General features: G+C 63.1%; 18 protein-coding genes. 9 read left to right on the top strand and 9 right to left on the bottom strand.

The features are described from left to right. The first annotated feature begins 11 nt into the window (after positions 1-11). On the top strand, positions 12-1,490 hold the full coding sequence (locus tag GM676_RS10890; RefSeq protein ID WP_155463582.1) for a CYTH and CHAD domain-containing protein: 1,479 nt from the start codon (positions 12-14) through the stop codon (positions 1,488-1,490). Here the strand turns inward: GM676_RS10890 and GM676_RS10885 are convergent, their stop codons facing one another. The 3 genes from GM676_RS10885 to GM676_RS10875 all read right to left on the bottom strand — a co-directional run bounded on the left by GM676_RS10885 (position 1,491) and on the right by GM676_RS10875 (position 3,544). Next, the gene (locus GM676_RS10885; RefSeq protein ID WP_155463581.1) at positions 1,491-1,874 is read right to left on the bottom strand and encodes a PH domain-containing protein; all 384 of its coding nucleotides are present in this window, start codon (positions 1,872-1,874) and stop codon (positions 1,491-1,493) included. 36 nt (positions 1,875-1,910) lie between these two features. Further along, positions 1,911-2,507, bottom strand: coding sequence for a LysE family translocator (locus tag GM676_RS10880; RefSeq protein WP_155463580.1), 597 nt, complete (start codon positions 2,505-2,507; stop codon positions 1,911-1,913). Between the two features lie 101 nt (positions 2,508-2,608). Further along, positions 2,609-3,544 carry a LysR family transcriptional regulator gene (locus tag GM676_RS10875; RefSeq protein ID WP_155463579.1) on the bottom strand — a complete coding sequence of 312 codons (936 nt, stop codon included), beginning with the start codon at positions 3,542-3,544 and terminating at the stop codon, positions 2,609-2,611. Between the two features lie 96 nt (positions 3,545-3,640). On the opposite strand from GM676_RS10875, the gene GM676_RS10870 reads away from it, so the two are divergent. Genes GM676_RS10870 through GM676_RS10845 form a run of 6 tightly spaced genes read left to right on the top strand, consistent with a single transcriptional unit; the run spans position 3,641 to position 10,055 of the window. Further along, positions 3,641-4,351 (top strand): HAD family hydrolase, encoded by a 711-nt coding sequence (locus tag GM676_RS10870; protein WP_155463578.1) that lies wholly within the window; start codon positions 3,641-3,643, stop codon positions 4,349-4,351. A gap of 27 nt (positions 4,352-4,378) precedes the next feature. Continuing rightward, a complete protein-coding gene (locus GM676_RS10865) occupies positions 4,379-5,650 on the top strand; it encodes an NAD(P)/FAD-dependent oxidoreductase (RefSeq protein ID WP_155463577.1) in 1,272 nt (423 codons plus the stop codon). Between the two features lie 20 nt (positions 5,651-5,670). Further along, positions 5,671-7,203 (top strand): hypothetical protein, encoded by a 1,533-nt coding sequence (locus GM676_RS10860; RefSeq protein ID WP_155463576.1) that lies wholly within the window; start codon positions 5,671-5,673, stop codon positions 7,201-7,203. Further along, positions 7,196-7,717, top strand: coding sequence for a DinB family protein (locus tag GM676_RS10855; RefSeq protein ID WP_155463575.1), 522 nt, complete (start codon positions 7,196-7,198; stop codon positions 7,715-7,717). The genes GM676_RS10860 and GM676_RS10855 overlap by 8 nt, the downstream gene beginning before the upstream one ends. Next, on the top strand, positions 7,714-8,706 hold the full coding sequence (locus tag GM676_RS10850; RefSeq protein WP_155463574.1) for a 2-hydroxyacid dehydrogenase: 993 nt from the start codon (positions 7,714-7,716) through the stop codon (positions 8,704-8,706). The genes GM676_RS10855 and GM676_RS10850 overlap by 4 nt, the downstream gene beginning before the upstream one ends. 11 nt (positions 8,707-8,717) lie before the next feature. Continuing rightward, positions 8,718-10,055, top strand: a complete 1,338-nt coding sequence (locus GM676_RS10845) for a DUF3422 family protein (RefSeq protein WP_155463573.1) — start codon at positions 8,718-8,720, stop codon at positions 10,053-10,055. On the opposite strand, the gene GM676_RS10840 is transcribed toward GM676_RS10845, so the two are convergent. Continuing rightward, complete coding sequence (locus tag GM676_RS10840) at positions 10,045-10,878, bottom strand: alpha/beta hydrolase (protein WP_155463572.1); 834 nt, start codon at positions 10,876-10,878, stop codon at positions 10,045-10,047. The two genes, GM676_RS10845 and GM676_RS10840, sit on opposite strands and share 11 nt — an antisense overlap. A gap of 100 nt (positions 10,879-10,978) precedes the next feature. On the opposite strand from GM676_RS10840, the gene GM676_RS10835 reads away from it, so the two are divergent. Beyond that, the gene (locus tag GM676_RS10835) at positions 10,979-11,758 is read left to right on the top strand and encodes an alpha/beta fold hydrolase (protein ID WP_155463571.1); all 780 of its coding nucleotides are present in this window, start codon (positions 10,979-10,981) and stop codon (positions 11,756-11,758) included. Here GM676_RS10835 and GM676_RS10830 read toward each other — a convergent pair. After that, a complete protein-coding gene (locus tag GM676_RS10830; protein WP_155463570.1) occupies positions 11,755-12,126 on the bottom strand; it encodes a MerR family transcriptional regulator in 372 nt (123 codons plus the stop codon). The two genes, GM676_RS10835 and GM676_RS10830, sit on opposite strands and share 4 nt — an antisense overlap. 68 nt (positions 12,127-12,194) lie before the next feature. Between GM676_RS10830 and GM676_RS10825 the strand changes: the two genes are divergently transcribed. After that, positions 12,195-13,415 carry an NADH:flavin oxidoreductase/NADH oxidase family protein gene (locus GM676_RS10825; RefSeq protein ID WP_155463569.1) on the top strand — a complete coding sequence of 407 codons (1,221 nt, stop codon included), beginning with the start codon at positions 12,195-12,197 and terminating at the stop codon, positions 13,413-13,415. Here the strand turns inward: GM676_RS10825 and GM676_RS10820 are convergent. Genes GM676_RS10820 through GM676_RS10805 form a run of 4 tightly spaced genes read right to left on the bottom strand, consistent with a single transcriptional unit; the run spans position 13,404 to position 22,946 of the window. Then, positions 13,404-16,190: a glycoside hydrolase family 2 TIM barrel-domain containing protein gene (locus GM676_RS10820; RefSeq protein ID WP_155463568.1), complete on the bottom strand. Its 2,787-nt coding sequence runs from the start codon at positions 16,188-16,190 to the stop codon at positions 13,404-13,406. The two genes, GM676_RS10825 and GM676_RS10820, sit on opposite strands and share 12 nt — an antisense overlap. Then, positions 16,190-18,538 carry a glycoside hydrolase family 95 protein gene (locus tag GM676_RS10815; protein ID WP_155463567.1) on the bottom strand — a complete coding sequence of 783 codons (2,349 nt, stop codon included), beginning with the start codon at positions 18,536-18,538 and terminating at the stop codon, positions 16,190-16,192. The genes GM676_RS10820 and GM676_RS10815 overlap by 1 nt, the downstream gene beginning before the upstream one ends. Next, a complete protein-coding gene (locus GM676_RS10810) occupies positions 18,535-20,076 on the bottom strand; it encodes a GH39 family glycosyl hydrolase (protein WP_155463566.1) in 1,542 nt (513 codons plus the stop codon). The genes GM676_RS10815 and GM676_RS10810 overlap by 4 nt, the downstream gene beginning before the upstream one ends. Next, the gene (locus tag GM676_RS10805) at positions 20,073-22,946 is read right to left on the bottom strand and encodes a glycoside hydrolase family 31 protein (protein WP_155463565.1); all 2,874 of its coding nucleotides are present in this window, start codon (positions 22,944-22,946) and stop codon (positions 20,073-20,075) included. The genes GM676_RS10810 and GM676_RS10805 overlap by 4 nt, the downstream gene beginning before the upstream one ends. Positions 22,947-22,958: the final 12 nt, after the last annotated feature.

Raw genomic sequence — 22,958 nt, 5'->3', positions numbered from 1 at the left:
ACACTGAGCTGATGGAAGTCGAACTCAAACTCTTGCTCGCCCCCGAGGACAACGACAAGCTGCTGCATCACCCGCTGCTGGACACGCCGGCGCGCGTGCAGCAGTTGACCGCCCGCTATTTCGACACGCCCGACCTGCATCTGCTGCGCCATGGCGCCGGCCTGCGCGTGCGCAAGGAAAACGGCGAATGGGTACAGACCATGAAAGCCGGCGGCAGCGTGCAAAGCGGCCTGCATAGCCGGAACGAATGGGAAGGCCAGGTCGACCGCGCATGGCCGCGCCTCGGCAAGCTGCGCAAGTTGATCGGCGACGATGAACACTGGCTGTCCGTGCTGGGCGCACCCGATCTCAAGGACCGCCTTGAACCCTTGTTCGTGGTGGACGTGCAGCGCCACCAGTGGGAGGTGGAAAGCGCCGGCAACCGCATCGAGGTCGCGCTGGACATCGGCCACATCGAACGCAAATCGCGCAAGCTGCTAGTCAACGAGCTTGAACTGGAATTGAAGGAAGGCGATCCCGCCGGGCTGTATGCCTTTGCGCTGCAACTGCTGGACGACATCCCTCTGCGCATCAGCAATATCAACAAGGCGCAGCGCGGCTACCTGCTGGTGCGTGAAACCGGCCATGCCCCCTTCCGCGCGCAGGCTTTGACACTGGACACCGACGCCAGCCTGGCCGAGGCCCTGCCCACCGTGCTGGGCAACTGCCTGGAACACATCCAGCGCAATGAAGTCGCGGTGGTGGAAGGCCATGACCCCGAAACGCTGCACCAGATGCGCGTCGGCGTGCGCCGCCTGCGTTCCGCGCTCAAGCTGTTCGCCAGGGTGGCGCCCTGTCCGCCGGCGCTACAGGAAGATATCGACTGGCTCGGCACGCAACTGGGCGCGGCGCGCGATTGGGACGTGCTGCTGTCGTCCACCTTGTCGCGCATCGCCGCCGCTCAGTTGGAGCTGCAAGCGCTGGCACTGGAAACCGCGCGCGCCAAACGGCATGAGGCGGCACAAGCCTTGCTGTCGCCGCGCTACACGCGGCTGATGCTGACACTGGGTTCGTGGATGCTGCAAACCGCGCCGCTGTTGAATGGCTCGGCCTCGAGGTTTTCGCGCCAGAGCATGCAGCATCTGCACAAAGCGCTGATCAAACGCGCTAACCGCATGGATGACGACACGCCGGCCAGCGCTCACCGCACGCGCATCGCCGCCAAGCGCGCCCGCTACGCGCTGGAGTTCTTCCATGCGCTGTATCGCGACAAGGGCGCGCATACGTATCTGAAAACGCTGGCCGCCGTGCAGGAGGAACTGGGACAGCATAACGATGTGGTGGTGGCCGAGCGTCTGCTACAGGAACTGGCGCAGCAGCATCCGCAATCGGCCGGCGCTATCCAGTTCGCGCGCGGCTATCTGCTGGCTTATCAGGCTGCGCGCCCTGCCGATCTGGATGACATTCGCGACCGCCTGCACGCGCTGCGGCTGCCGCAGGCCAGACACTGATCAGCGGCGCGCCTGCTTGCTGCTGACGTTCCAGCTCAGGGTACCGGGGCACTTGGCCTCCCGCACGGCCGCCAGCGTGTCGTCGGCTTCGGTGCTGGCCTGCGCATATTCCTTGTGGCCGGAGACCTTGAAATGCAGCGCCGGCGCGGCCGTGCTGGCGGTTTTGGACAGTGTCGGCACAAAGCCGCGCTCAGTGAGGATCTTGCGGCAGGCTTCCATGCCGGTCAGCTTGTCCGATTCGATCTCGATGCTGAACACCCAGCTTTCCACATAACCGCGCGCGGCGCGCTCCGGCTCCGGCAGCATCAGGTCCGACGGCAAAGTGGCGGCATGGGCGGCGCCAGCCAGCAGGGTAGCAATCAACAGCGCGGTGCGACGAAACATGGGCAATCCCTCTAATGCTTTAAAGCCCCTATGGTATCAGGCCAGCATCGGATACAGGGTCGCCACCAGCAGCAGTGCCATCACAATGTTGAAGATACGGACCGAACGCGGATCTTGCAGCACACGGCGCATCGCCACACCGAACATCGCCCACGTACCGACGCAGAAGATGCCGATCACGCCAAACACGCCGGCCAGCATCGCCACGTCCGCCATCTGAAAGCCCTGCGGCAGATAGGTGGTCAGCGCGCTCAGTGCCATCACCCACGCTTTCGGATTAATCCACTGGAAGGCTGCCGCGCCAAAGAAGCCCATCGGCTTGGACAGGCCGGCCTGCTCGGTGCTCATCGGCGCCGCGTGCGCCAGCTTCCACGCCAGCCAAAGCAGGTAGATGGCGCCGCCGTATTTGAGGACGATTTGCAGCATCGGCACCTGCTCGAATACCACATGCAGTCCCAGCCCGGTGGCAAAGATCATGAAGGCAAAGCCGCAGCAAATGCCGAACAAATGCGGCACGGAGCGCATGAAGCCGTAATTCAGGCCGGAGGCCATGATCATGGCGTTGTTCGGGCCGGGCGTGATGGAACTGACGGCGGCAAAGGTGCACAGGGGCAGCAGCAATTCAAGCGACATGACGATATCCGTGTGTGGTGTGTACTTGCATTGTACGGCCAAGTGTACTGGTGCAGACCAATACACTTACGCAAACAGTTTCCACCACTGTACTGGTCACTTCACCGATACGATTTACGTTTGGTGAATCCTTCCAGCTCGCGCGCCACCAGATCCTGGCCGTTTTCAATCACAAAATCCTGGAAGGACGCCGCCACTTTGGGGATGGGCTGATCGGTCAGGTGCATGATGTGCCAGTCCGCCTCCACCAGATCGATGGGCAAGGTGGCCAGCAGCCCGGCCTTGAATTCCAGCCCGCAAGCGTGGACCGAGAGGAAGCCCACGCCCAGCCCCGCCGCCACCATGCGCTTGATCGCCTCGTTGCTGGAGACCTCGGAGCCGAATTCCGCCGCATGCCCTTCTTCGCGCAGCAGCTTTTCCACCGCCGTGCGCGTGCCCGAACCACGCTCGCGCACCAGCAGGTTGGCCGCCATCACATCGTTGAGCGTGATTTTTTTCTTCTTCATCAGCGGATGCGAAGGACTGGCGACAAACGCCATCGGATGGCGCGCGAACTTGGCGGCGTTGGTGCGCAGCTCGCGCGGCGGCGTGCCCATGATGGCCAGCTCGATCTCGTGCCGCGCCAGCATGTTGATGATCTCCGTGCGGTTCCCCACTTGCAGCTTGAGGCGCACGTCCGGACGCTCCAGCGTGAACGGCACCAGCATCGGCGGCAGCAAGTGCTCCGCCGTGGTCACCGCGCCGATGCGCAGCGTACCGGAGGTGACGCCTTGCAGCGCCGCCAGTTCGTCGGTGGCCTGTTCCCACAGGCGCAATATGCGCTCGGAGAATTCCGCCATCACTTCGCCGGCCGCCGTCAGCTGGATGTTGCGGCCCACCTTGCGCGTGAGCGCGATGCCGGCAATCTCCTCCAGTGTGCGGATTTGCAACGACACCGCAGGCTGCGTCAGGTGCATGGCGTCCGCCGCGCGCGACACGCTCTCGTGGCGCCCCACCAGTACCAGCGACTGTAGCTGGCGAAAACTCGCATGATACATAAGCATTCCTTATCGTTTATCGAATATCTTTAATTTTTCTTTTGTTCATTCTACCTCTATATTGATAATCATCTGACATCGTTGAGCGAGAATAAAATGAGCATAGACGTGATCTTCCTGGGCCTGGACGGCGTTCTGTTCGATACCGAAGCGCTGCATCTGGCAGCCTGCAACGCGGCGTTTGCCAACGCCGGCCTGTCGGTACGCTGGACCTTGCCGGCGCTGCGCGCCGCCGCCGCCACCCATGGTTACGCCCGCGCCATCGCTTCCGTTGTCGGCGTGCCGCCACTGTCGCGCGAAAAGCAGCGCGTGGCGGAACTGTATGAGGACAAGCACCGCCAGTTCCATCAGGCGGTCATCTCGCGCCCTCCGCAGGCGCAAGCCGCCGCGCTGGCGCTGATCGAAGACGCCGCGGCCGCCGGCTGCAAGATCTGCATCCTGACCGACTTGCCGGCGCCCGCCACCTCCGCGCTGCTGGACCGCTACTTCGGCGCTGACGTCACCAGCTTGTTCAGCGTGGTCGCGGGCGGCGTCAATTTCGACAGCGCCAGCGGCGCCGGTCCTTACATCCATGCGCTGAACGCCGTCGGCGCGGCGCCGCACAACGCCATCGCCATCGACACCGCGGTGCCTGCGCTACGCGCCGCCGCCGATGCCGGCCTGTGGACCGTCTCGGTCGCGCCATATGGCACGGACGTGGTGCGTCCACGCCAGTTCATCACCTTCGACGCCCTGCACGAATTGCAGGCCAGCCCCTACACGCCGGATCAGCAACGCCCCGCACCGGGGCTGCATCGAGCCGCATAGTTTTTTAACCTGTACTGGAGGCGCATCATGGAAACCATCGTCATCGTCGGCGGCGGTGCGGGCGGGCTCGAACTCGCCACCCGTCTTGGAGACACGCTCGGCGCCAGCAAGCGTTCGCGTATTGTGCTGGTGGACCGCTGGCCCGGTCACTTCTGGAAGCCCCTGCTGCACACGGTCGCTTCCGGCAAATGCGATCCGCAAGTGAGCGAATTGCCATTCAGCGCGCAGGCGCTGGATCATGATTTCGAATTCGTGCAGGGCGACATGCTGTGCATGGACCGCGCGCACCAGACCATCACCCTGTCGCCACGCGACGGCGGCGACGGCGCTTGCCGCGTCATCGCCTACGACAAGCTGGTATTGGCGCTGGGCTCCGTCACCAACTTCTTCGGCGTACCGGGCGCGCAGGAGCATGCGCTCACGCTGGACAGCGTGGCCGATGCGGAGCACTTCCGTCGCCGCTTCTTCAATGCCTGCATTCACGCCGGCGAGCATAAGAAGCCGGTGAACGTGGTGATTGTCGGCGGCGGCGCCACCGGCGTCGAACTGGCGGCGGAACTGAGCAACACGGCACGCACGCTGGCCGCCTACCGCGTGCATGAACTGGACCCGGAGCAGGACATCCGCATCACCCTGATCGAACGTGGCCAGCACCTGCTGCCGCAACTCGATCCGCTGCAAGCGCAGCGCGCCGCACGCCATCTGCGCACGCTGGGCATCGAGGTGCTGACTTCCATCGCTGTGGCCAGCGTCAGCGCCGACGCGGTGACCGATGCCGAGGGCGTGGCGCGTCCGGCCGACCTGGTGCTGTGGGCCGCCGGCGTGGAAGCGCCGCCGCTGTGCGCCACACTGGGGCTGAGCGTCAATCACCTCAAGAAAATCATGGTCGACGCCAGTCTGCGCTCCACCAACGACAGCCGCATTTACGCGCTGGGCGATTGCGCCAACTACGTCTGCCCTGTCAAAGGCCCGACACCGCCGCGCGCGCAGGTCGCGCATCAACAAGCCATGTTCCTGGCCGATCTGCTGGCGCGCAAGGACGACACGCCGTGCCCGGATTTCCGCTATCACGACTATGGCTCGCTGATTTCGCTGGGCCAGCAGGCGGCGGTGGGTGCGCTCACCGGCCCGGTCAGCGGCAGGCGCTACCGCGTTGGCGGACCGTTCGCCAGTGTGATGTATCGCCTGCTGTATCAGAAGCACCTGTTGCAGCTGCATGGCGCGGTGCCGATGCTGACCCACACGCTGGCTGACTGGCTGCGCGCCAGGGTGCTGCCGCCGGTGAGGCTGCACCGCTAAAACCGGCCTATAATGGGTCCATGACGACGATAACCTCTCTGAATCGGACCTCCCCGACCGTTGCCAACCCGGCGACGGCCGGCGCCTACGCGTCCACCTCCAGCGCAACCGGTACCACCGGCAATGGCGCTTCCACCGTAGTATCACTGGGCGGCGCGTCCGCCGAAGCGCAGCCCAAGGCGCTGGTGTGGGAAAACCGCACCCGCAGCACCGCAGCTAATCTGATGGCGCGCAATTTCAACGAGCAGCCGGCATCCGGTCGCCTCAAGGGCCTGGGCGGCGAATTGCTGAAACAGGTGGCTTATGATGGCGAGGACTTCTCGCAATCGGTACAGCAAGCGCCAAGTGGCGTGCAAGCCGATACCTACGACATGCTGGTCTCGCCCACGCAGGTATCGCAGCACGGCATGGGGGACAATCAGGTCGCGCTGACGATCACCACCCGCAGCGGCGTGAAGGTGGAGCTGAAGCTGGACGCCGGCGACAACAGCATCGCCATCGAGGCGCACAGCAGCGGCAAGCTGAATGACAGCGAGCGCAAGGCGCTGGGCAAGCTGGCGGAAGCCTTCCAGCAAGCCATCGACGGGCTGTCCGAACAGCCGCCGCATATCGACGTGGGCGGCCTGACGCAGTTCGATCACGGCGCACTGTCGTCGGTAGACTTGAAAGGCCAGTTCAAGGTCGGCCCTGCGCAGATGCAGAAACTGGATTTCCATGCAGACGCCGCACAGCGCGCGCTCAGCTTCAACGGCCCTGAAGGCAGCGGGAAGATCAATGTGGATCTGAGCCAGCCCGCCAGTTGGGGCAGCAAGGACCAACAAGCCAAGGCATTGAACAAATATTTGCAACAGGTCGATCAGGCCGGCGCGCGCGGACAAGGCAACGGCGCCATGATCACCATGTTCAAGGATGCCTTCACCGGCATGAACAGCGACTACGGCACGCCAACCATCGCGCCGCGCGGCATCGTGCTGACCAACCAGGACCGCGCCATGACCACCGGGCTGGCCGATTTCAACGCATCGTTCGCGCAGGCCGAAGTGGCATCGAATCCGGCGCGCATCACGGAGAAGGACAGCTTTGCCTACGAACTGTCGCAGAAGACCAGCATCAGCGGCACTTCGCAACTGGATCGCGGCATCTCGCAGCAGCAGCAATCGCACCTGAAAGCGCGCTACCACGCGCCGATCAAGGCCGACGCGCGCCTGGCACTGGACCTGTCGCCCAATTCGCAGAACTACAAATACATCACCATCGACGACTCGGCCAGCAGCACCACCAACATCGCCTACGACAAAGGCGTGCTGGCCAAGGCCACGCTGGAGATGCAGGCCAACCAATCGACCCGCGTGCTGACCTACACGCTGGGCAAACTGAAAGAAGACCATACCACGCCATCTGGCAAATCCATGACGCGCGACCTGCTCACCACACTGGAGCCGGAACGTGTCGGCCTGCCCGCACTGAACGACGAGGAGCGCGAGCAAGTGCTGGGACGTATCAATGACCAGATATTCCTGCAATCCAATCCCTACGCCATACCGAATGATTGAACACATCGCCCTGCTGGCGCGCTACAACGCCGACATGAACCAGAAGCTGTACGACGCGGCGGCCCAGCTGCCACCCGGCGAACTGGAAGCCGACCGCAAAGCCTTCTTCGGCTCCCTGTTTGGCACCATGAACCATCTGCTGGCGGCGGACACGATCTGGCTCAAGCGATTCAGCACCCATCCGGCCGATTTCCCGGCGCTGCAAGCAGCAAAAGCACTACCGCAGCCCAGCGGCCTGACGCATTCCTTCGGCGACACGCTGCCCGCACTGCGCGCCCACCGCGAGCAACTGGACGCCACCATTCTTGAATGGGCGCCGCAAATCACGGCCGCCGACCTGGCTCACACCTTTGAATACCGCAGCATGCGCGGTGACCTGTACCGCAAGCATTTCGGCGGCGTGCTGCTGCATTTCTTCAACCACCAGACCCACCATCGCGGGCAGGCCAGCACCCTGTTGACACAAGCTGGCGTGGACATTGGCATCACCGACCTGCTACTGTGGGTCCCATGAAAATCGCCGTCTATAGCGCCCAGCCCTACGATCGCCGCTTCCTCGACGAAGCGCGTCCGAACGGCGTTGAAGCCGTCTACTTCTCCGACCGGCTGGAGCTGGACACCGTGCCGCTGGCGCAGGGCTGCACTGCCGTCTGCGTGTTCGTCAACGACCTGCTGGACGCGCCGGTGCTGGAAGCCCTGCACGCATTGGGCGTGCGTGCGGTACTGCTGCGTTGCGCCGGCTTTAACAACGTCGATCTGCAAGCCGCAGGCCGGCTAAAACTGTTCGTCGCCCGCGTGCCAGCCTACGCGCCGGAAGCCGTGGCCGAACATGCATTGGCATTGGTGATGACACTGAACCGCCGCACCCACCGCGCCTACGCGCGCGTCCGCGAAGGCAACTTCGCATTGGATGGCCTGCTGGGCATGACGCTACACGGCAAGACCGTCGGCATCGTCGGCGCCGGACAAATCGGCGCCGCCGCCGCACGCATTTTCCATGGCATGGGCTGCAAGGTGCTGGTCAGCGATCCCGCACCGACGCCGCAACTGGAAGGTGTGGCCGAACGCGCCAGCCTCGATGCGCTGCTGGCGCAATCGGACGTGGTCTCGCTGCATTGCCCGCTGCTGGACGCTACCCGGCACATGATCAACACCGCCAGCCTGACGCGCATGAAGCGCGGCGCCATGCTGGTCAACACCTCGCGCGGCGGCTTGATCGACACTGCCGCCGTGATCGAGGCCTTGAAGTCCGGCCAGCTCGGCGCACTGGCCATCGACGTCTACGAGCAGGAAAGTACCCTCTTCTTCCAAGATCATTCCAGCGACATTATTACCGATGATGTCTTCCAGCGACTGATGACCTTCCCGAATGTACTGGTCACAGGGCACCAAGGCTTCTTCACCATGGAAGCCATGCGCGAAATCGCCGCTGTCACATTCGCCAATCTGGCCTGCTTTTTGCAAGGCTCTCCTTGCGCCAATGCGCTACTCACACCCGGTTAATAAGGAAGTCCATGTCGCTCGCCTATCGTGCCAACGCCGATTTCGCCAAGCTCAATCACCCGATGCGGGTTCCCCTGTCGGCTGAAGTCCACTCTCGCCCCTTCCTGCAATTGCAGGCGCCCGAGAGCATCACCCATTTCGCGCTGTACCTGCAACAGGACCAGCCCTCGCGCCAGAACCACCGCAGCAGCCAGCACCAGATACTGGAACAGCTTTGCCTGCACTACGGCGTGGCCGGCCCGCACGAACAGGCGCGCTATTTCTTCCACGACTTCGGCCGCTTCCGCCTGAAATGGGAATGCCACACCGAGTTCGCCACCTACACCTTCGTCGAGCGCGGCGAAGCCGGCATGGACTTCCGTTCCGCCTTCGAACGCATGCCGGTGCAGCATGTGCCGCAGGAGTGGCTGGCTGGCCTGCACGGCAAGATCATCGTCGCCGCCCACGTCCTGCTGTGCAAGGACGCCTCGGATGACGACAGCTTCACCGCCAGCATCCGCGAACTGTATCAGGGCAAATCGCTGGTGGGCAGCAGCGGCGGCGGCAACGCCGAAGTGTGGACTGACTTCCTGATCCATCCGGATGGTTTCAGCCGCTTCGTGGTGCGCGACCAGCATCTGCGCGAATTCCAGCCCGGCCGCCTGGTCGGCCGCCTGCTGGAAATCGAGACCTACCGCATGATGGCGCTACTCGGCCTGCCGCAAGCCGAAGCCACCCAGCCGGCGCTGAACGGCATCGAAAACGAACTGGCCGAACTCACCGCCACGCTGGTCAGGAACCAGGCCAACGGCGACCAGGACATGCTGCACCGGATTACCAGCCTGGCCGCGCAGCTGGAGAAAATCTCGGTCAACAACAGCTATCGCTTCGCCGCCTCGCAGGCTTACTTCAATCTGGTGCAATCGCGCATTCAGGAACTGCGTGAGGTGCGCATTCCCGGCACGCCGACCCTGGCGGAATTCATGGGCCGCCGCCTGGCGCCGGCCCTGAACACCTGCACCTCGGTGACGCAGCGACAGGAAGGGCTGGCGAAACGTATCGCCCGCACCAATGACCTGCTGCGCACGCGGGTCGGCATCGAGCAGGAACAGCAGAACCGCAAGATCCTGCAATCGCTGGACGCGCGCGCGGCCCAGCAACTGCGCTTGCAGCAGGCGGTGGAAGGCCTGTCGGTGGCGGCGATTTCGTATTACACGCTGGGATTGGTGGGCTACGTCGGCAAGGCCCTGAAGGCCGGCGGCACGCCGGTCAATCCGGATCTGATGACCGGCATCGCCGTGCCGCTGGTGATCGGCGCCGTGTGGCTAGGCCTGCGCCGCCTGCATCACCAGCTCTCGTCTAAGCATTGAAGCGGCTTGCCAGGAAACTGGCAATCCGCGTTTGCGTGGACTCCAGATAAGGGATGTTAATGTGGTCGGAATCGGGCACGATTTCGTCCGCATGCAGCGCGCCCAGTTTTTCCACCAGCAGATCGGTATGCGAGTGGGGCACGATGTCATCCACCGCCGCGCGCAGCACATAGGTCGGCGCCTTGAGCTGGTGCGCATACTTGATCGATTCGAATTTGTGCTGGAGCACATACTCCACCGGAATCGCCTTGAACTTGCGCTTGGCAATGGCGAGGATGGAATCATAAGGCGTAATCAGCACGATGGAATTGGCGTCACGCTCCATCGCCACCTGCACCGCCACGCCGGAGCCAAGGCTGCGGCCCACCACCGCCATGCGCTTCGGATCGACGTGATGGCGTTCGCTCAGCCAGTCGTACAGCATGCGGCCGTCGTCGACGAAGTGTTCTTCCGCCGGATCGCCATGCGAATCGCCATAGCCGCGGTAATTCACCGCCAGCACCGCCATGCCGGGGAACAGTTTGCCGGCGTCGCGCGCCACCCACGACACTTCTTCCGAACGGCCGCCGAAATACACTACGCCAGGATGCGGACCGGCGACGGGAGGCGTCATCAACCAGCCGGACAAACGCGTGCCGTCCTTGGCCCGTACCACGATAGGACGGGTGCGATGCCCAGTGCTGTAAGGCTTAAGCACCTCACGCTTGCTGCCAAGAGGGTTGAACAACAGCCGCTTCTGATTCGCTGCTACCGCCGCGGTTAAACCCATCCACAGCACGCTGGCGAGACCGGCCAGGCCTGCGAATTTTTTAGAATTATTCATAGCTTCTACTGTACTCCTGTCCCACGCAAAAAGTGCACGGAGTGGTATAGACAATACACAGGTATAATCTCGGCTTCGCTTTTTTCATACCAAGCTGACAATGAAACCTGCTGTCGTCCTGCTGCATAGCTCCATGAGTTCCAAGTCCCAGTGGTCGTCGCTGAAAGCGCAACTGGGTGATGCCTGCCGCTGCATCGCGGTCGATCTTCTTGGCTATGGCGCATCGCCATTTCCTGCCACGGCCGATGCGACCGAAGATTATACCCATACGCTGGCCCACGAGGCGGACGCGATCAACGCTGCCATCGCCTCGGAGCTGGAGCCGGGCGAAGCGTTTCATTTGATCGGCCACTCCTTCGGCGGCGCCTGCGCGCTGCACATGGCGCGCCGCATGCCGCAGCGCGTGCTGTCCCTCACACTGTTCGAGCCGGTCGCCTTTCACCTGCTGCCGGCGCAGCATCCGGCCAAGGTGGAAATCGTCTCCGTTGTGGAACGCATCAAGGCCAGCGCCTCGGACCGCGACGCCACCCGCATCTTCATCGACTACTGGAACCGCGCCGGCGCCTTCGACGCCGCGCCGCCAGCCGCGCAGGAAAAGATGGTGGCGCAGATCGCCAAGGTGCTGCTGGACTTTGAAGCTCTGTTGGGCGAAGCGGCAACGTTGTCCGATTTGTCCATGTTGACCATGCCGTCGCTGGTGATGTCCGGCGAACGCAGCCCGGCCTCCACGCGCCTGTTGGCGGAGCAACTGGGCGCAGCCCTGCCGAATGCCAGTACGGTGCAGACGCGCGGCGGCCATATGGGGCCGATCACGCATGGCGATGCGGTGAATCCTGTTATCGTCAATTTCGTCAGCGGCGCGGAAGTCACGCTGTCTTAAAGGCTATGGGGGCACTCGCCCCTTTCCCACGTAGCCTGTACCTTTGCCTTGGCCTCCAGCAGCGAGGCCCGCTGCGTCGCCAGGGCAGCCATCATCTGGTCGATATCGCGCAGGCGCACATCGAGGTGCTGCATCAGTCCCCCGTGCAGCGCCTCGCCTTCCAGCGCCAGTACATCGCGTATCGCGTCCAGCGTGAAGCCCAAGTCCTGACCCAGCAAGATCAGATTGAGGCGCTCCAGCGCCGCATCGCCATACTCGCGATAGCCGTTGGCGCCACGCTCCGCCTTGGGCATGAGTCCCGCCTGTTCGTAGTACCGTATCGCCGATGCCGCAATGCCGGAGCGCTCGGCCAGTTCGCCTATCTTCATTTTTTGCTTGACCTTAAAGTTGGCTTTAATCTTAGCATAGCTTATCGCCGCTATTTTTGGAAACGCACATGCTATTCACACCACTCACTCTGCCGAACGGCAGTACCCTGCCTAACCGCATCGCCAAAGCCGCGATGGAAAAAAGCATGGCGGAGCCGGGACAACTGCCCGGCGCCGCCTTCCACCGCCTTTACCAGCGCTGGGCGCAAGGCGGCGCGGGCTTGCTCATCACAGGCAACGTGATGATCGACAGTCGCGCGCTGACCGGCCCAGGCACCATCGCGCTGGAAGCCAATACGCCGCTGGCGCCGTTCAAAGCATGGGCGCAGGCCGCGCGCCAGCACGGCGCGCAAGTCTGGATGCAGATCAGCCATCCGGGCCGGCAGGTGATGGCCAATATGGGCGGGCTGGCGTGGGCGCCGTCCGCCGTGGCGCTGGAGCTGGGCAAACACAGCAAGCTGTTTGCCCAGCCAGTCGCGATGACAGCCAACGATATCGCGCAAGTGATCCGCCGCTTTGCCGACACCGCGCATGCCGCCGAACAGGCAGGCTTCACCGGTGTGCAGATCCATGCGGCGCACGGCTACCTGCTGTCGCAATTCCTGTCGCCGCTGGCGAATCGCCGCGACGACGAATGGGGCGGTTCGCTGCCGAATCGTGCCCGCCTGCTGCTGGAGGTGGTGCGCGCCGTGCGCGCGCGCGTCTCCCCCTCGTTCAGCGTGGCGGTCAAGCTGAATTCCGCCGACTTCCAGCGCGGCGGCTTCTCGGAAAATGATGCGCGCCAGGTGGTGATGCTGTTGAACGAGCTGCCGGTGGATTTGATCGAACTGTCCGGTGGCAGTTACGAAAACCCCGCCATGCAAGGCCGTACGGCGGACGGCCGCACGCTGGCGCGCGAGGCTTACTTCCTGGAGTTTGCGCAGGTGCTGGCCGGCGTGGCACGCATGCCGGTGATGACCACCGGCGGCATCACGCGGCCAGCGATCGCGGAGCAGGTTCTGGCCAGCGGCGTGGCGGTGGTGGGTATCGCGACCGCGCTGTCGCTGGCGCCGGACCTGCCGCAGCAATGGCGCGCCGGCCTTCCGACAGTGGTGGCAGCGCCGCCGGTGAACTGGAAGGATAAAACGCTGGGCAGCATCGCCACCATGGCGATGGCGCGCCGCCGCCTGCGCGCACTCGGCGCTGGCGGCGACAGCGGCGGCAGTCTCCATCCTCTATGGACACTGCTGATCGACCAGTTGCGCGCCGCGTTGCTGACGCGGCGTTATCGCAAATGGTTAGCGCAGTGAATCCCCCACCACGATATCGATGGTGTTCTCCAGCCAGATGCCAAGATTGGGCGTGCGCGCCTGCATTGCCGCCGGGCCTAGCTCTCCGGGCGGATTGAACTTGGTGCCAATCGGCAGGATCGCGTTGAGGAAGGAGATGTCGCCCGGCGGGAAGTCCATGTGCGTGCCTTTCGGCTCGAAGCCTTCGCCGCTGGCCTCCCTCGGCGTGAACACGCGCAGCGCGATATCGTCCGCATGGTTGATGAAGGTGATCGGCAGCTTGCTGGTCGCCAGCGTGGCCCAGTACACCTTGTCGTGGAAGCCCTTGAACTCCGGGTAGTTCCACGACAGGCCGGTAACCGTGTCGTTATAGTCCTTCTGCCAGACATCGAATTCCACACCCTGCGTGCGGTTCTTCCAGACGCGGTAAGGACCTCGGCCCAGCCAGCGCATCGACTTCACTTCGCTTTCGGGATAGTCGAAGGTCACACCCAGCGCGTCAACATAGCGGCTGCCTTCCATCTGGTAGCCGTAGTTGACGCTGAGCTGCCCTGCGGCCGTCAGGCGCCAGTTCACCTTGCGCAGGTTGCCGGTGTATTCGGCGACCACCACCACGTCGTTGCCATCGCGCGTGGCGCTGATGCGCTTGAGTTCCGCCTTGCCGGCAACCAGGCGCGGGCCGTTGCTGAGCGGGGCGATGATCTCGCCCTTCTTCAACTCGCGCAGGTAGCCAGTCGTTTTGTCGATGACGACACTCAGCGCGCCGGCCCGCAGGCGGTAGGCATCTGGCAGCTCACTCAGCTCGGCCGATGCGACCGGCGTCCCGGTGGCGGCTTGCTCGCGCATCCGCTCCGCCACTTGCCGCGGGCTGGCGATCATCCACGACCAGGTGTAGATCTCGCGGCCATCGCGGTCGGTGGCGGTGAAGTACAGCGCGTCCTGCTTGCTCCAGTCGCGTGGCAATGCAATGCTGGTCAGGCCACGCATGCCGGCGGCGACATCCGGCGCCTTGGCGCTGCCCTGCGCCACCACCGTATGGCCGCTCGAGACGCCAAAGCGAACCAGTTGCCAGCGGAATTTCACCTGATTGAGGTTGGTGAAGTCGTAGCGATTCTCCAGTGCGATTGTGCCGTCAAAAGTCGGCGGCAACGACGCCATTTCCGACAGCGGCAGGTACACCGGCGTCCAGATCTTCTTGACCGCGAAATAACTGCCCTCTTTTTCGCGGTACGGCCCCACAATGCCGTCGGGCGCCAGATTGCCGGCGACGTCGATCGCGCCGCCCCTGTCCTCGCGCACGATGCCTTCATCGGCAAACGACCAGATAAAGCCGCCGGCGCTGAGCGGATTGGCCAGCATGGCGTTCCACCAGTCGTTCAGGCTCGCGCCGGCACCGCCGTCGTACAAGCCATGCAGAAACTCGGTCGGCATGAACACGTCGCGGCCGTTGAACAGTGAAGTGGCGCAGCAGTTATAGGTCGGATAGTGTGCGGTGTCGATGCCGCCGAAATTTTCCCATGGATGGATCACCGGCCGCTTCTGCACGTCCCAGTTGGCGTACAGGCGATCGAGGTCGCGATTGAAGCCACCCTCGTTGCCATTGGCCCAGAAGATGATGGACGGGTGATGCTGATCGCGCTGCACCAGTTCCTTCACCAATGGCGTGGCGACGTCGGTATCGTAGGCCTTCTGCCAGCCGGTCAGCTCATCGATCACGTACAGGCCCACTTCATCGGCCACGTCGAGGAAATGCGGATCGGGCGGATAGTGCGACATGCGCACCGCGTTCATGTTCATGTCCTTCATCAGCTTTGCGTCGGTGTAGCTCAGCGCCTTGCTGGTGGTGCGGCCGGTGGTCGGCCAGATCGAATGGCGGTTCGAGCCTTTCAGGCGCACCTTGCGGCCATTGACGTAGACGCCATCGCGCGGACGCAGTTCGATAGTGCGGAAACCGATGGTCTTGCTGACCTCATGCACAGGCCTGCCGTCGCCCAGCAGCTGGAAGCGCACCTGATAGCGCTGCGGATTCTCCGCCGACCATGGCACGATGCGGTCCACGTGACCGCGCAGGTGCGCCTTGCCATCCACCACGTCAGCGCCCATCTCTTTGCCGAGCGGCGCGCCGGCCAGCGTGGTGATGCGCGCACTCACCTTGCCGCCGCTTGCGCCTGCGAGGAACACATCGGCTTCAAAGTCGCCGGTATGGCGCGCATCAAGGCTGATGCGCTCGATGTTGGCGACCGGCTTGGCCTCCAGCCACACAGGCCGGTAGATGCCGCTGAACAGCCAGAAGTCGGCGCTGCGCTCGGCGCGGTTGACGGAGCGGTTGGCGGAGTAACGGTTCACCGTCACTTCCAGCTGGTTGTTCTCGCCAGGCTTGAGCAGGCGCGTGACATCGTAGCGGAATTCGTAGAAGCCGCCCTGATGCACCGGGCCGGCCGGCTGGCCATTGATCTTGACCAGCGTGTCGGTCATGGCCGCACCAAAGACAATCTCGATCTGCTTGCCGCGCCAGTCGGCCGGCACGTTGAATTGATGGCGATAGATGCCGGTGCTGTCCGGCGCCGGATCTTTTTGCCAGTCTTCGAAGTAGCGGTAGGTGCCGAAGCCCTCCATCTCCCAGTTGGAGGGAACCGGAATCTTCTTCCACACCCCGCTGTTGCGGCCACCGTTGACCTGGAAGTCCCAGTCGACGCGGTGATCCTTGTCGGTGCCGCTCAGGTACTGGATCTGGGTGGGAACCGCTACACACTGGCTGCTCAGCGCCAGTAAGAAAGCACTCAGCAGCCAACGCATTACAAGCTCCTTCCGAATTGTTTGGTCTCGCCTGTTTTGAGATTCAACGGTACGACCTTGTCGCCATACCGCACCACGCCTGCGCCCTCGCCGGCGGTGCGGCGAATGGTGGCGGAGGTCAGCTTGCCTTGCGCCCAGCTCAGGTCCACTTCGTAGCCACCACGGGCGCGCAAGCCCTTGACGGAGCCGGTCGCCCAAGCGGATGGCAACGCTGGCAGCAGATGGATTTCACCGGTCTGCGATTGCAGCAGCATTTCGCAGATGGCGGCGGTGGCGCCGAAATTGCCGTCGATCTGGAACGGCGGATGGGCGTCGAACATGTTCGGGTAGGTGCCGCCGGCGTTATTGCTCTCGGTGCCCGGACCATTCTGCTGTGCGGCGCGCGCCCCCGGCTTGGCCAGTTGGCCGCGCAGCATTTTGTAGGCATGATCGCCGTCCAGCAGGCGCGCCCAGTAGGCGGTCTTCCACGCCATCGACCAGCCGGTGCCGGCGTCGCCACGCGCCTCCAGCGATTTGCGGGCGGCGGCGGCAAGCGCCGGCGTTTTGGTCGGCGAGATCTGGCGGCCGGGGAACAGGCCAAACAGGTGCGAGACGTGACGGTGCGTGTCGCCCGGCGTATCCAGCACTTTGTCTTTTTTCTCTTCCATCCATTCCAGCAGCTGGCCCCAACTACCGATGCCCGGCGTGGCCAGCCTGTCGCGCAGGGCGGCGATGCGGTTGCGGTATGCGGTGTCGCCCAGTGCGTCGGCGGCTTCCACCGTGTTGTTGAACAGGTCCCAGATGATTTCCTGGTCGTAGTTGACGCCATCTTCAATCGGGCCGTGTTCAGGCGACCAGCCCAGCGGTGCGACCAGGCGGCCGTCCGGCAGTTCTTTCAGGTAGTCTTCCCAGAAGGCGACGGCTTCCTGCATCAGCGGGTAGGCGGTGGTGCGCAGGAAGGTTTTGTCCTGCGTGTAGGCGTAGTGCTCCCAGAAGTGCTGCATGTACCAGGCATTGCCAGTCTTGTTCCAGACGTAGCCCATGGCGCCGAAAGGATTGGATTCGGTGCGCACGGTCCAGCCGCGCACTGGCTTGCCTTGTTTGCTGACGAAGGTTTCCTCGCGCTGCACCGCCTCACCACTCAGGTCCGGCTGTGCCATTTTGATCGATTGCGGATCGGCGATGGCTTGTGCGGCGGTGTCGGCGACCAGCTTGCGATAGACCGGGGCGACGCTTTGCACGAAGTTGAAGAATGGCTGGTGGTGTTCGGACAGATTGGCTGGTTCGGCAGGCCAGTAGTTCATCTGCACGTTGATGTTGGTGTGGTAATCCGACCGCCACGGCGGCGCGGGGTTGTTGTTCCACAAGCCTTGCAGATTGGCCGGCAGCGAACCGCGCGAGCTGGAGATCAGCAGATAGCGGCCGAATTGGAAGAACTGCGCTTCCAGCTCTGGGTCATTGCCCTCGGTGGTATAGGCCTCGATGCGCTTATCGGTCGTCAGCGCGCGGCGGGCCGGCGATGCGGCGCCGAAGTCCACGTCAACGCGCCCGAACTGCGCCGCGTAGTCGCGCAGGTGCGCCGCCAGCAGCGCATCCCAAGCGCGAGACGCGGACGGCGCGGCGGCGCGGACGGCCGAAGGCGTGGCTGCACGGGAAGTGGCCGTTGCGGCGTCGATTTGGGAGGCAACGTGCGGCAGCGGCGCCTCGCCCCGGAAGCGGCGCGCGGCGTCGTTGTTATAGCTGGTGCCGGCGCCGAGGATCAGTGTGATCGCATCGCTACCGGTGAAGGTGATCTTGCCGCCCTCCACTGCCAGCTTGCCGCCCTCGTTCAGCACCTGCACCTGACTGGCATACTGCATCGCATTCGGCAACGCGCCGACGGCGGTCACACGGTTACCCTGCGCGCTGATCTGCGCGCCGTGCATGTCGGTCAGCTCGATCGATCCCGTGTACTGCCCACGCTTGCTGGCGGTCAGCCGTACCGCAATCACCTGCGAAGGAAAGCTGGCCAGCGCCTCGCGCTTGAACTGCACGCCATTGTGCGTATAACTCACCGTATGCACGCTGCGGCCAATATCCAGCCGGCGCGCATACGATGTCGTGCCCTGCTCGTGCCCCGGCAGATTGATGTAGACATCCCCAAACGGCTGAAACGCCCCCATCTCCTTCTCATCGCCGGTCCACAGCGTGATGTCATTGAACTGCAAGCGCTCGCGCGCCAGCTGCCCGAAGATCATCGCGCCGATGCGGCCATTGCCAATCGGGAGCGCCTCCTTCTCCCAATCCGTGGCCGGCTGGGAGTAACGCAAGGTCATATCCGGTGCGGCAGCCGCGCTGGCGGCTACCAATGCCAGGGCGAGCAGCTTCATTGCGGATTAATCTTGATCAGCACCACGTCGTTGACGCGCATCTTTACCTTCACCGATGCGGAACCGGAAGCCGGTACGCGCACCGTGCTGTTCTGCGGGCGATCCATGGTCAGGGCCTGCAAACGCTCGATCTCTTTCGGCGTCAGCGTCTTCGGCGAACCCATTTTCAGGTACGCCGTATGCGCATCATTCGCCTCAAAGCCGGTGCGATAAACGCTGACCGTGTAGGCCCCCGGCTTCAAACCTTTCAGATCGACGCTGACCGGCGCACCATCGCGCGTCGGCTGCACCGTGGTGTAGAAACCGCGATTGCTGCGGCCCTGCTTCGGCGTCTGGAAATCCCACGCCAGCACCTGCACGCCACGGCCATCCTTGGCCGCATAGCTCTGCGCATCGGCAGTCTTGACCGCCTCATTGCCCAGCTGATTCAGATACTTGTAGGCGAACCAGGACGGCTTGCGAATGCCCTGCGGATTCATCAAACCAAAGCCGCCTTCGAACGGCGCGGTCGGAGGACCCGGTTCCTCGAACAAGTCGCTATAGGTCCAGTAGCTCATGCCCTGCACGATGCCTTCGGTCGCTTTCAGCTTGCTGAGAATGTACGGCGCGCTCATATACGAGTCGTGCACCGGATCACGCGGCGTGTAGCTGGTGCTCCACTCCGTGAAATACAGCGGCATGTCGGGATGGCCGGCCGCCTTCATCTCATTGCGCACCTTGCGCACGTCGCCCACGATGGCGTCCGGCGATGGCGACAGCTTGGTGTCGTCCTTGCCATTCTCGTCGAGGAAGCCGCCATCCACGCCATAGGTGTGCGTGGTGACGAAGTCCACCACCGAGCCGGATTGCTTGGCATGCGCCAGGAATTCCGGCACCCAGGCCGCACCAGCGGTCGAAGGTCCGCCCACGCGCAGCGCAGGATCGATGGCCTTGATGGTGCGCGAGGTGATATCGAACAGTTCGAAGTACACCTTCTGATCCGCCTTCTCCCAGAAACCGTCCAGGTTAGGCTCGTTCCACACCTCGAAGAACCACGAGCGCACTTCCTCTTTGCCATAGCGTTCCTGCACATGGCGGACAAACGCGTCGATGAGCGCTGCCCATTTCTTCGGGTCCGGGTGCGAGGTATTGCCCTTCCAGTAGAAGATGCTCAGGTCCGAGCTGCGCATGGCCAGTGGCGTAAAGCCCAGTTCCACGAACGGCTTCACGCCCATCTTCAACAGGCTGTCGTACAGGTAATCGAGCTTGGTCCAGTCGTACACCGGTTTGCCGTCCACTTCCTTGTACGTGCCCAGCACGTCGTGGAAGATGGCGTGGAAGCGGATGTAGCGGAAACCCAGTTCATCGCGCGCAATCTTCAGCTGCGCCAGGCTGTCATCGCGAATCAGCGTGCCCGGATAGTCCGAACCCACCGACAGGTCGGCAAAGCGATCGCGCGGCGTGGTAGGCGCGGCGGCATCCACCACGATGTGGCGCACATCGGCAGCGTTGGCGATGCCCGCCAACGCTATCAAAAACAATGCAACGGAAGTCTTCATTTTTTCACCGTGATGGATTTGCCTTCGTAGCTGACCACCTTGTCAGCCGCGTCGAAATTGTCCGTGCTCGAAACGCCGGGCTTGATGAAGCGTACCTTGAACTGGCGCTTGGCCACCATGCCCTTGTACTGACCGGAGCGGTCGCCGATGGTCACGACGCCGGTCTTGTCGTTGTAGCTGAACGGGATGCGACTAGCCTCGCCGCGCTGATAAGCCTCGCTGACGCCGTCGTCTTCATACAGCGTGAACTTGCCGTCCGCGCCAGTGTAGATGTTCAGCGTGATCGGCGCATCCGGCTTCTCGTCCACGTACTGCGTCACAGGCCCCATCGGCAGGATGGCGCCAGCCTTCACCAACACAGGCATGCGGGTTTCCGGCGCCTTGATGGTGGCCGTGCTGCCGCCTTTGTGCAGCTCACCGGTGTAGAAGTCATACCAGTTCGCGCCCTTCGGCATGTAGACACTACGTTCGCGTGCGCCGTAGGTGTACACCGGCGCCACCAGCATGCTGCGGCCGAACAGGTATTGGTCCTTGATGTCCTTGACCGCTTCGTCGTTCGGGAAGTCCATCACCAGGCCGCGCATAATGGCGCCGGATTGGTAGTGGATGTCGGCGGCGGCCGAGTAAATATAAGGCATCAGGCGATAGCGCAGCTGGTCATACCAGACCATCGATTCGCGCATCGGCGAACCTTCCGGCGAAATCTCGTGAATCTCGCGCTTCACCACCTCGCCGTGGGAACGGAACAGCGGCGAGAACGCGCCGAACTGGAACCAGCGCAGATTCAGCTCGCGCCATTCCTTGATGTCTTCCGGATTGCCCTGCTTGATGCCGGTGCTGCGATTCTCCTGCGCCGAACCGACGTCGCCTACCTGGAAGCGGGTCTCTTGCGCATAGCCGCCGATATCGTGCGTCCAGTTGGCGATGCCCGACATGGAGATGCTCACGCCGGCCGAGATCTGGTCATACAGATTGTTCCAGCGGCTGGCCGTGTCGCCGCTCCACACCGCGGTGCCATTGCGCTGGATGCCGGCAAAGCCGGAGCGCGACAGGATGAACTGGCGCTTCTCCGGCTGATCCTTCTTCAGGTGCTGGTAGAAGCCTTCCGTATGCACCAGGCTATACGGATTGAAGGTGATCTCGCCGCCACCGTAAATGGTCGGGCCGATCAGCTTCTTGAAATCGGCGGGACGGGTGTTGGACAGCACGTCCGGCTCGGTGTTATCCATCCACCACGCATCGAAGCCCAGGTCCACCAGCTTCGGTTTCATCTGGCGATAGTAGATGTCGCGCGCTTCCGGCGCATACGGCGAATAGTGGCTGTTCTTGTAGCCAGGGCCAACCCAGTCCAGGGCGCCGTCTTCGACGTTCTTGGTCCACATGTGACCTTTCGCCTCCAGCTCCTTGTAGTTGTCGGTGTTGGAGTAGAACTTGCCCCAGATCGAAATCATGATGCGCGCATTGGCCTTGTGGACTTCATCCACCATGGCTTTCGCGTCAGGGAAGCGCGCCTTGTCGAAGTCATGCGAGCCCCAGCCGTTTTCCGGCCAGTAGAACCAGTCCTGCACCATGTTGTCGACCGGCCAGCCACGCTTGCGGTACTCGCGCAATACGCCCAGCAGTTGCTCCTGCGTCTCATAACGCTGGCGCGATTGCCAGAAGCCGTAAGCCCACTTCGGCATCATCGGCGCCTGCCCGGTCAGGTGGTGGTAACCGGCGATGACGTTGTCGATGTTCTCGCCATTGATGACGTAGTAGTTGATGCTCTGCGCGACTTCCGACGAGAAGGTCAGCGAATGGCGCTCCGCTTCCGGCAACGGGTCGTTGTGGGTCATGGCCACCATGCCGCCGCTCGGCTTCCATTCCAGATGCAGCTTGACCGGCTTGTTGGCTTCGAACTTCACTTCAAAATTGTGATACCACGGGTTCCAGCCTTGGCGCCACACATCCATGATCTCCTTGCCGTCGACAGACAGCTTTGCGTAGTCCGACGAGTACAGCTGCATCTTGTGCACGCCCGCTTTCGGCGACGCCATCGTGCCTTCCCATACGACCTTGAGGTCCGCCGCTTTAGGATCGACTTTATCCTTCGGCCAGTTCTCGGCCACGTCCTTCAGGTACTGGTAGGCGATGTCCTTTTCCTGACGCGTGAACACCAGCTTGTCGCCGACGTAGTAGCGCGCCGTCAGGCCGCCGGCCTTGCCGTCGGCATCGGTCAGTTGCAGGTCGCGGCTCAGCCACGCATAGGGCTTGCTGTCGCCGAAACGCGAGATCGAATTGTTATCCCACAGGACGCCGTAGTTTTTATCCGAGACCACGAACGGCACGGCAATCGCCATATTGTGCTGCATCAGCAGCACGTCTTCGCCGTTGAGGTTCATCTGGTGATTCTGGTGCTGGCCCAGGCCGTAGAAGGCGTCCCTGGTGCCGTAGTTGAAGCCCTGCTTCACCGCCAGGAACGGCTTGCCGTCCACCGACGTCGGCGCCATGCTCTCGGCCTGCTGCGTCAGGAAAGCCTTGCCGGCGGCGTTAAAGAACTGCACCTGGCCGGTGGCCAGCGACACCGCCACCGAGATCTTCTTCGCCTTCAGCGTGACCTTGTCCTTGCCCGTTGCGCTGACCGAGAAGTTACCGCTAACAGGTGCGGCCACGGTCATCAGCGATGGGGTCAGCGACTTGCCCGCCTGGTCTAGCTTCACCACGTGAATGATATTGTCGGCCATGACCTCCAGGCGCACCTCTTTGGCGGCGCCGCTGTCAGGCTTGACCACCACGCCGGTGGCGGTCTTTTCAAAGCTGCCTGCCACGCTGTGGCCGGCCGCCATCACAGCCACGCAGGCGGCTGCATGGGCGATCGTCTTGATACGCATAGTGTCTCCGTT

The organism is Duganella radicis (genome assembly GCF_009720825.1).
In the GTDB taxonomy this organism is placed as follows: domain Bacteria; phylum Pseudomonadota; class Gammaproteobacteria; order Burkholderiales; family Burkholderiaceae_D; genus Rugamonas; species Rugamonas radicis.
This window is presented reverse-complemented; position numbering and strand designations above follow the sequence as displayed.

Excerpts from the sequence above, each read along its gene's own strand:
- GM676_RS10840 (WP_155463572.1), bottom strand. The coding sequence starts at position 10,878 with ATGAATAATTCTAAAAAATTCGCAGGCCTGGCCGGTCTCGCCAGCGTG.
- GM676_RS10870 (WP_155463578.1), top strand. The coding sequence starts at position 3,641 with ATGAGCATAGACGTGATCTTCCTGGGCCTGGACGGCGTTCTGTTCGAT.
- GM676_RS10855 (WP_155463575.1), top strand. The coding sequence starts at position 7,196 with ATGATTGAACACATCGCCCTGCTGGCGCGCTACAACGCCGACATGAAC.
- GM676_RS10815 (WP_155463567.1), bottom strand. The coding sequence starts at position 18,538 with ATGAAGCTGCTCGCCCTGGCATTGGTAGCCGCCAGCGCGGCTGCCGCA.
- GM676_RS10875 (WP_155463579.1), bottom strand. The coding sequence starts at position 3,544 with ATGTATCATGCGAGTTTTCGCCAGCTACAGTCGCTGGTACTGGTGGGG.
- GM676_RS10885 (WP_155463581.1), bottom strand. The coding sequence starts at position 1,874 with ATGTTTCGTCGCACCGCGCTGTTGATTGCTACCCTGCTGGCTGGCGCC.
- GM676_RS10865 (WP_155463577.1), top strand. The coding sequence starts at position 4,379 with ATGGAAACCATCGTCATCGTCGGCGGCGGTGCGGGCGGGCTCGAACTC.
- GM676_RS10810 (WP_155463566.1), bottom strand. The coding sequence starts at position 20,076 with ATGAAGACTTCCGTTGCATTGTTTTTGATAGCGTTGGCGGGCATCGCC.
- GM676_RS10860 (WP_155463576.1), top strand. The coding sequence starts at position 5,671 with ATGACGACGATAACCTCTCTGAATCGGACCTCCCCGACCGTTGCCAAC.
- GM676_RS10845 (WP_155463573.1), top strand. The coding sequence starts at position 8,718 with ATGTCGCTCGCCTATCGTGCCAACGCCGATTTCGCCAAGCTCAATCAC.
- GM676_RS10830 (WP_155463570.1), bottom strand. The coding sequence starts at position 12,126 with ATGAAGATAGGCGAACTGGCCGAGCGCTCCGGCATTGCGGCATCGGCG.
- GM676_RS10880 (WP_155463580.1), bottom strand. The coding sequence starts at position 2,507 with ATGTCGCTTGAATTGCTGCTGCCCCTGTGCACCTTTGCCGCCGTCAGT.
- GM676_RS10805 (WP_155463565.1), bottom strand. The coding sequence starts at position 22,946 with ATGCGTATCAAGACGATCGCCCATGCAGCCGCCTGCGTGGCTGTGATG.
- GM676_RS10850 (WP_155463574.1), top strand. The coding sequence starts at position 7,714 with ATGAAAATCGCCGTCTATAGCGCCCAGCCCTACGATCGCCGCTTCCTC.
- GM676_RS10825 (WP_155463569.1), top strand. The coding sequence starts at position 12,195 with ATGCTATTCACACCACTCACTCTGCCGAACGGCAGTACCCTGCCTAAC.
- GM676_RS10890 (WP_155463582.1), top strand. The coding sequence starts at position 12 with ATGGAAGTCGAACTCAAACTCTTGCTCGCCCCCGAGGACAACGACAAG.
- GM676_RS10820 (WP_155463568.1), bottom strand. The coding sequence starts at position 16,190 with ATGCGTTGGCTGCTGAGTGCTTTCTTACTGGCGCTGAGCAGCCAGTGT.
- GM676_RS10835 (WP_155463571.1), top strand. The coding sequence starts at position 10,979 with ATGAAACCTGCTGTCGTCCTGCTGCATAGCTCCATGAGTTCCAAGTCC.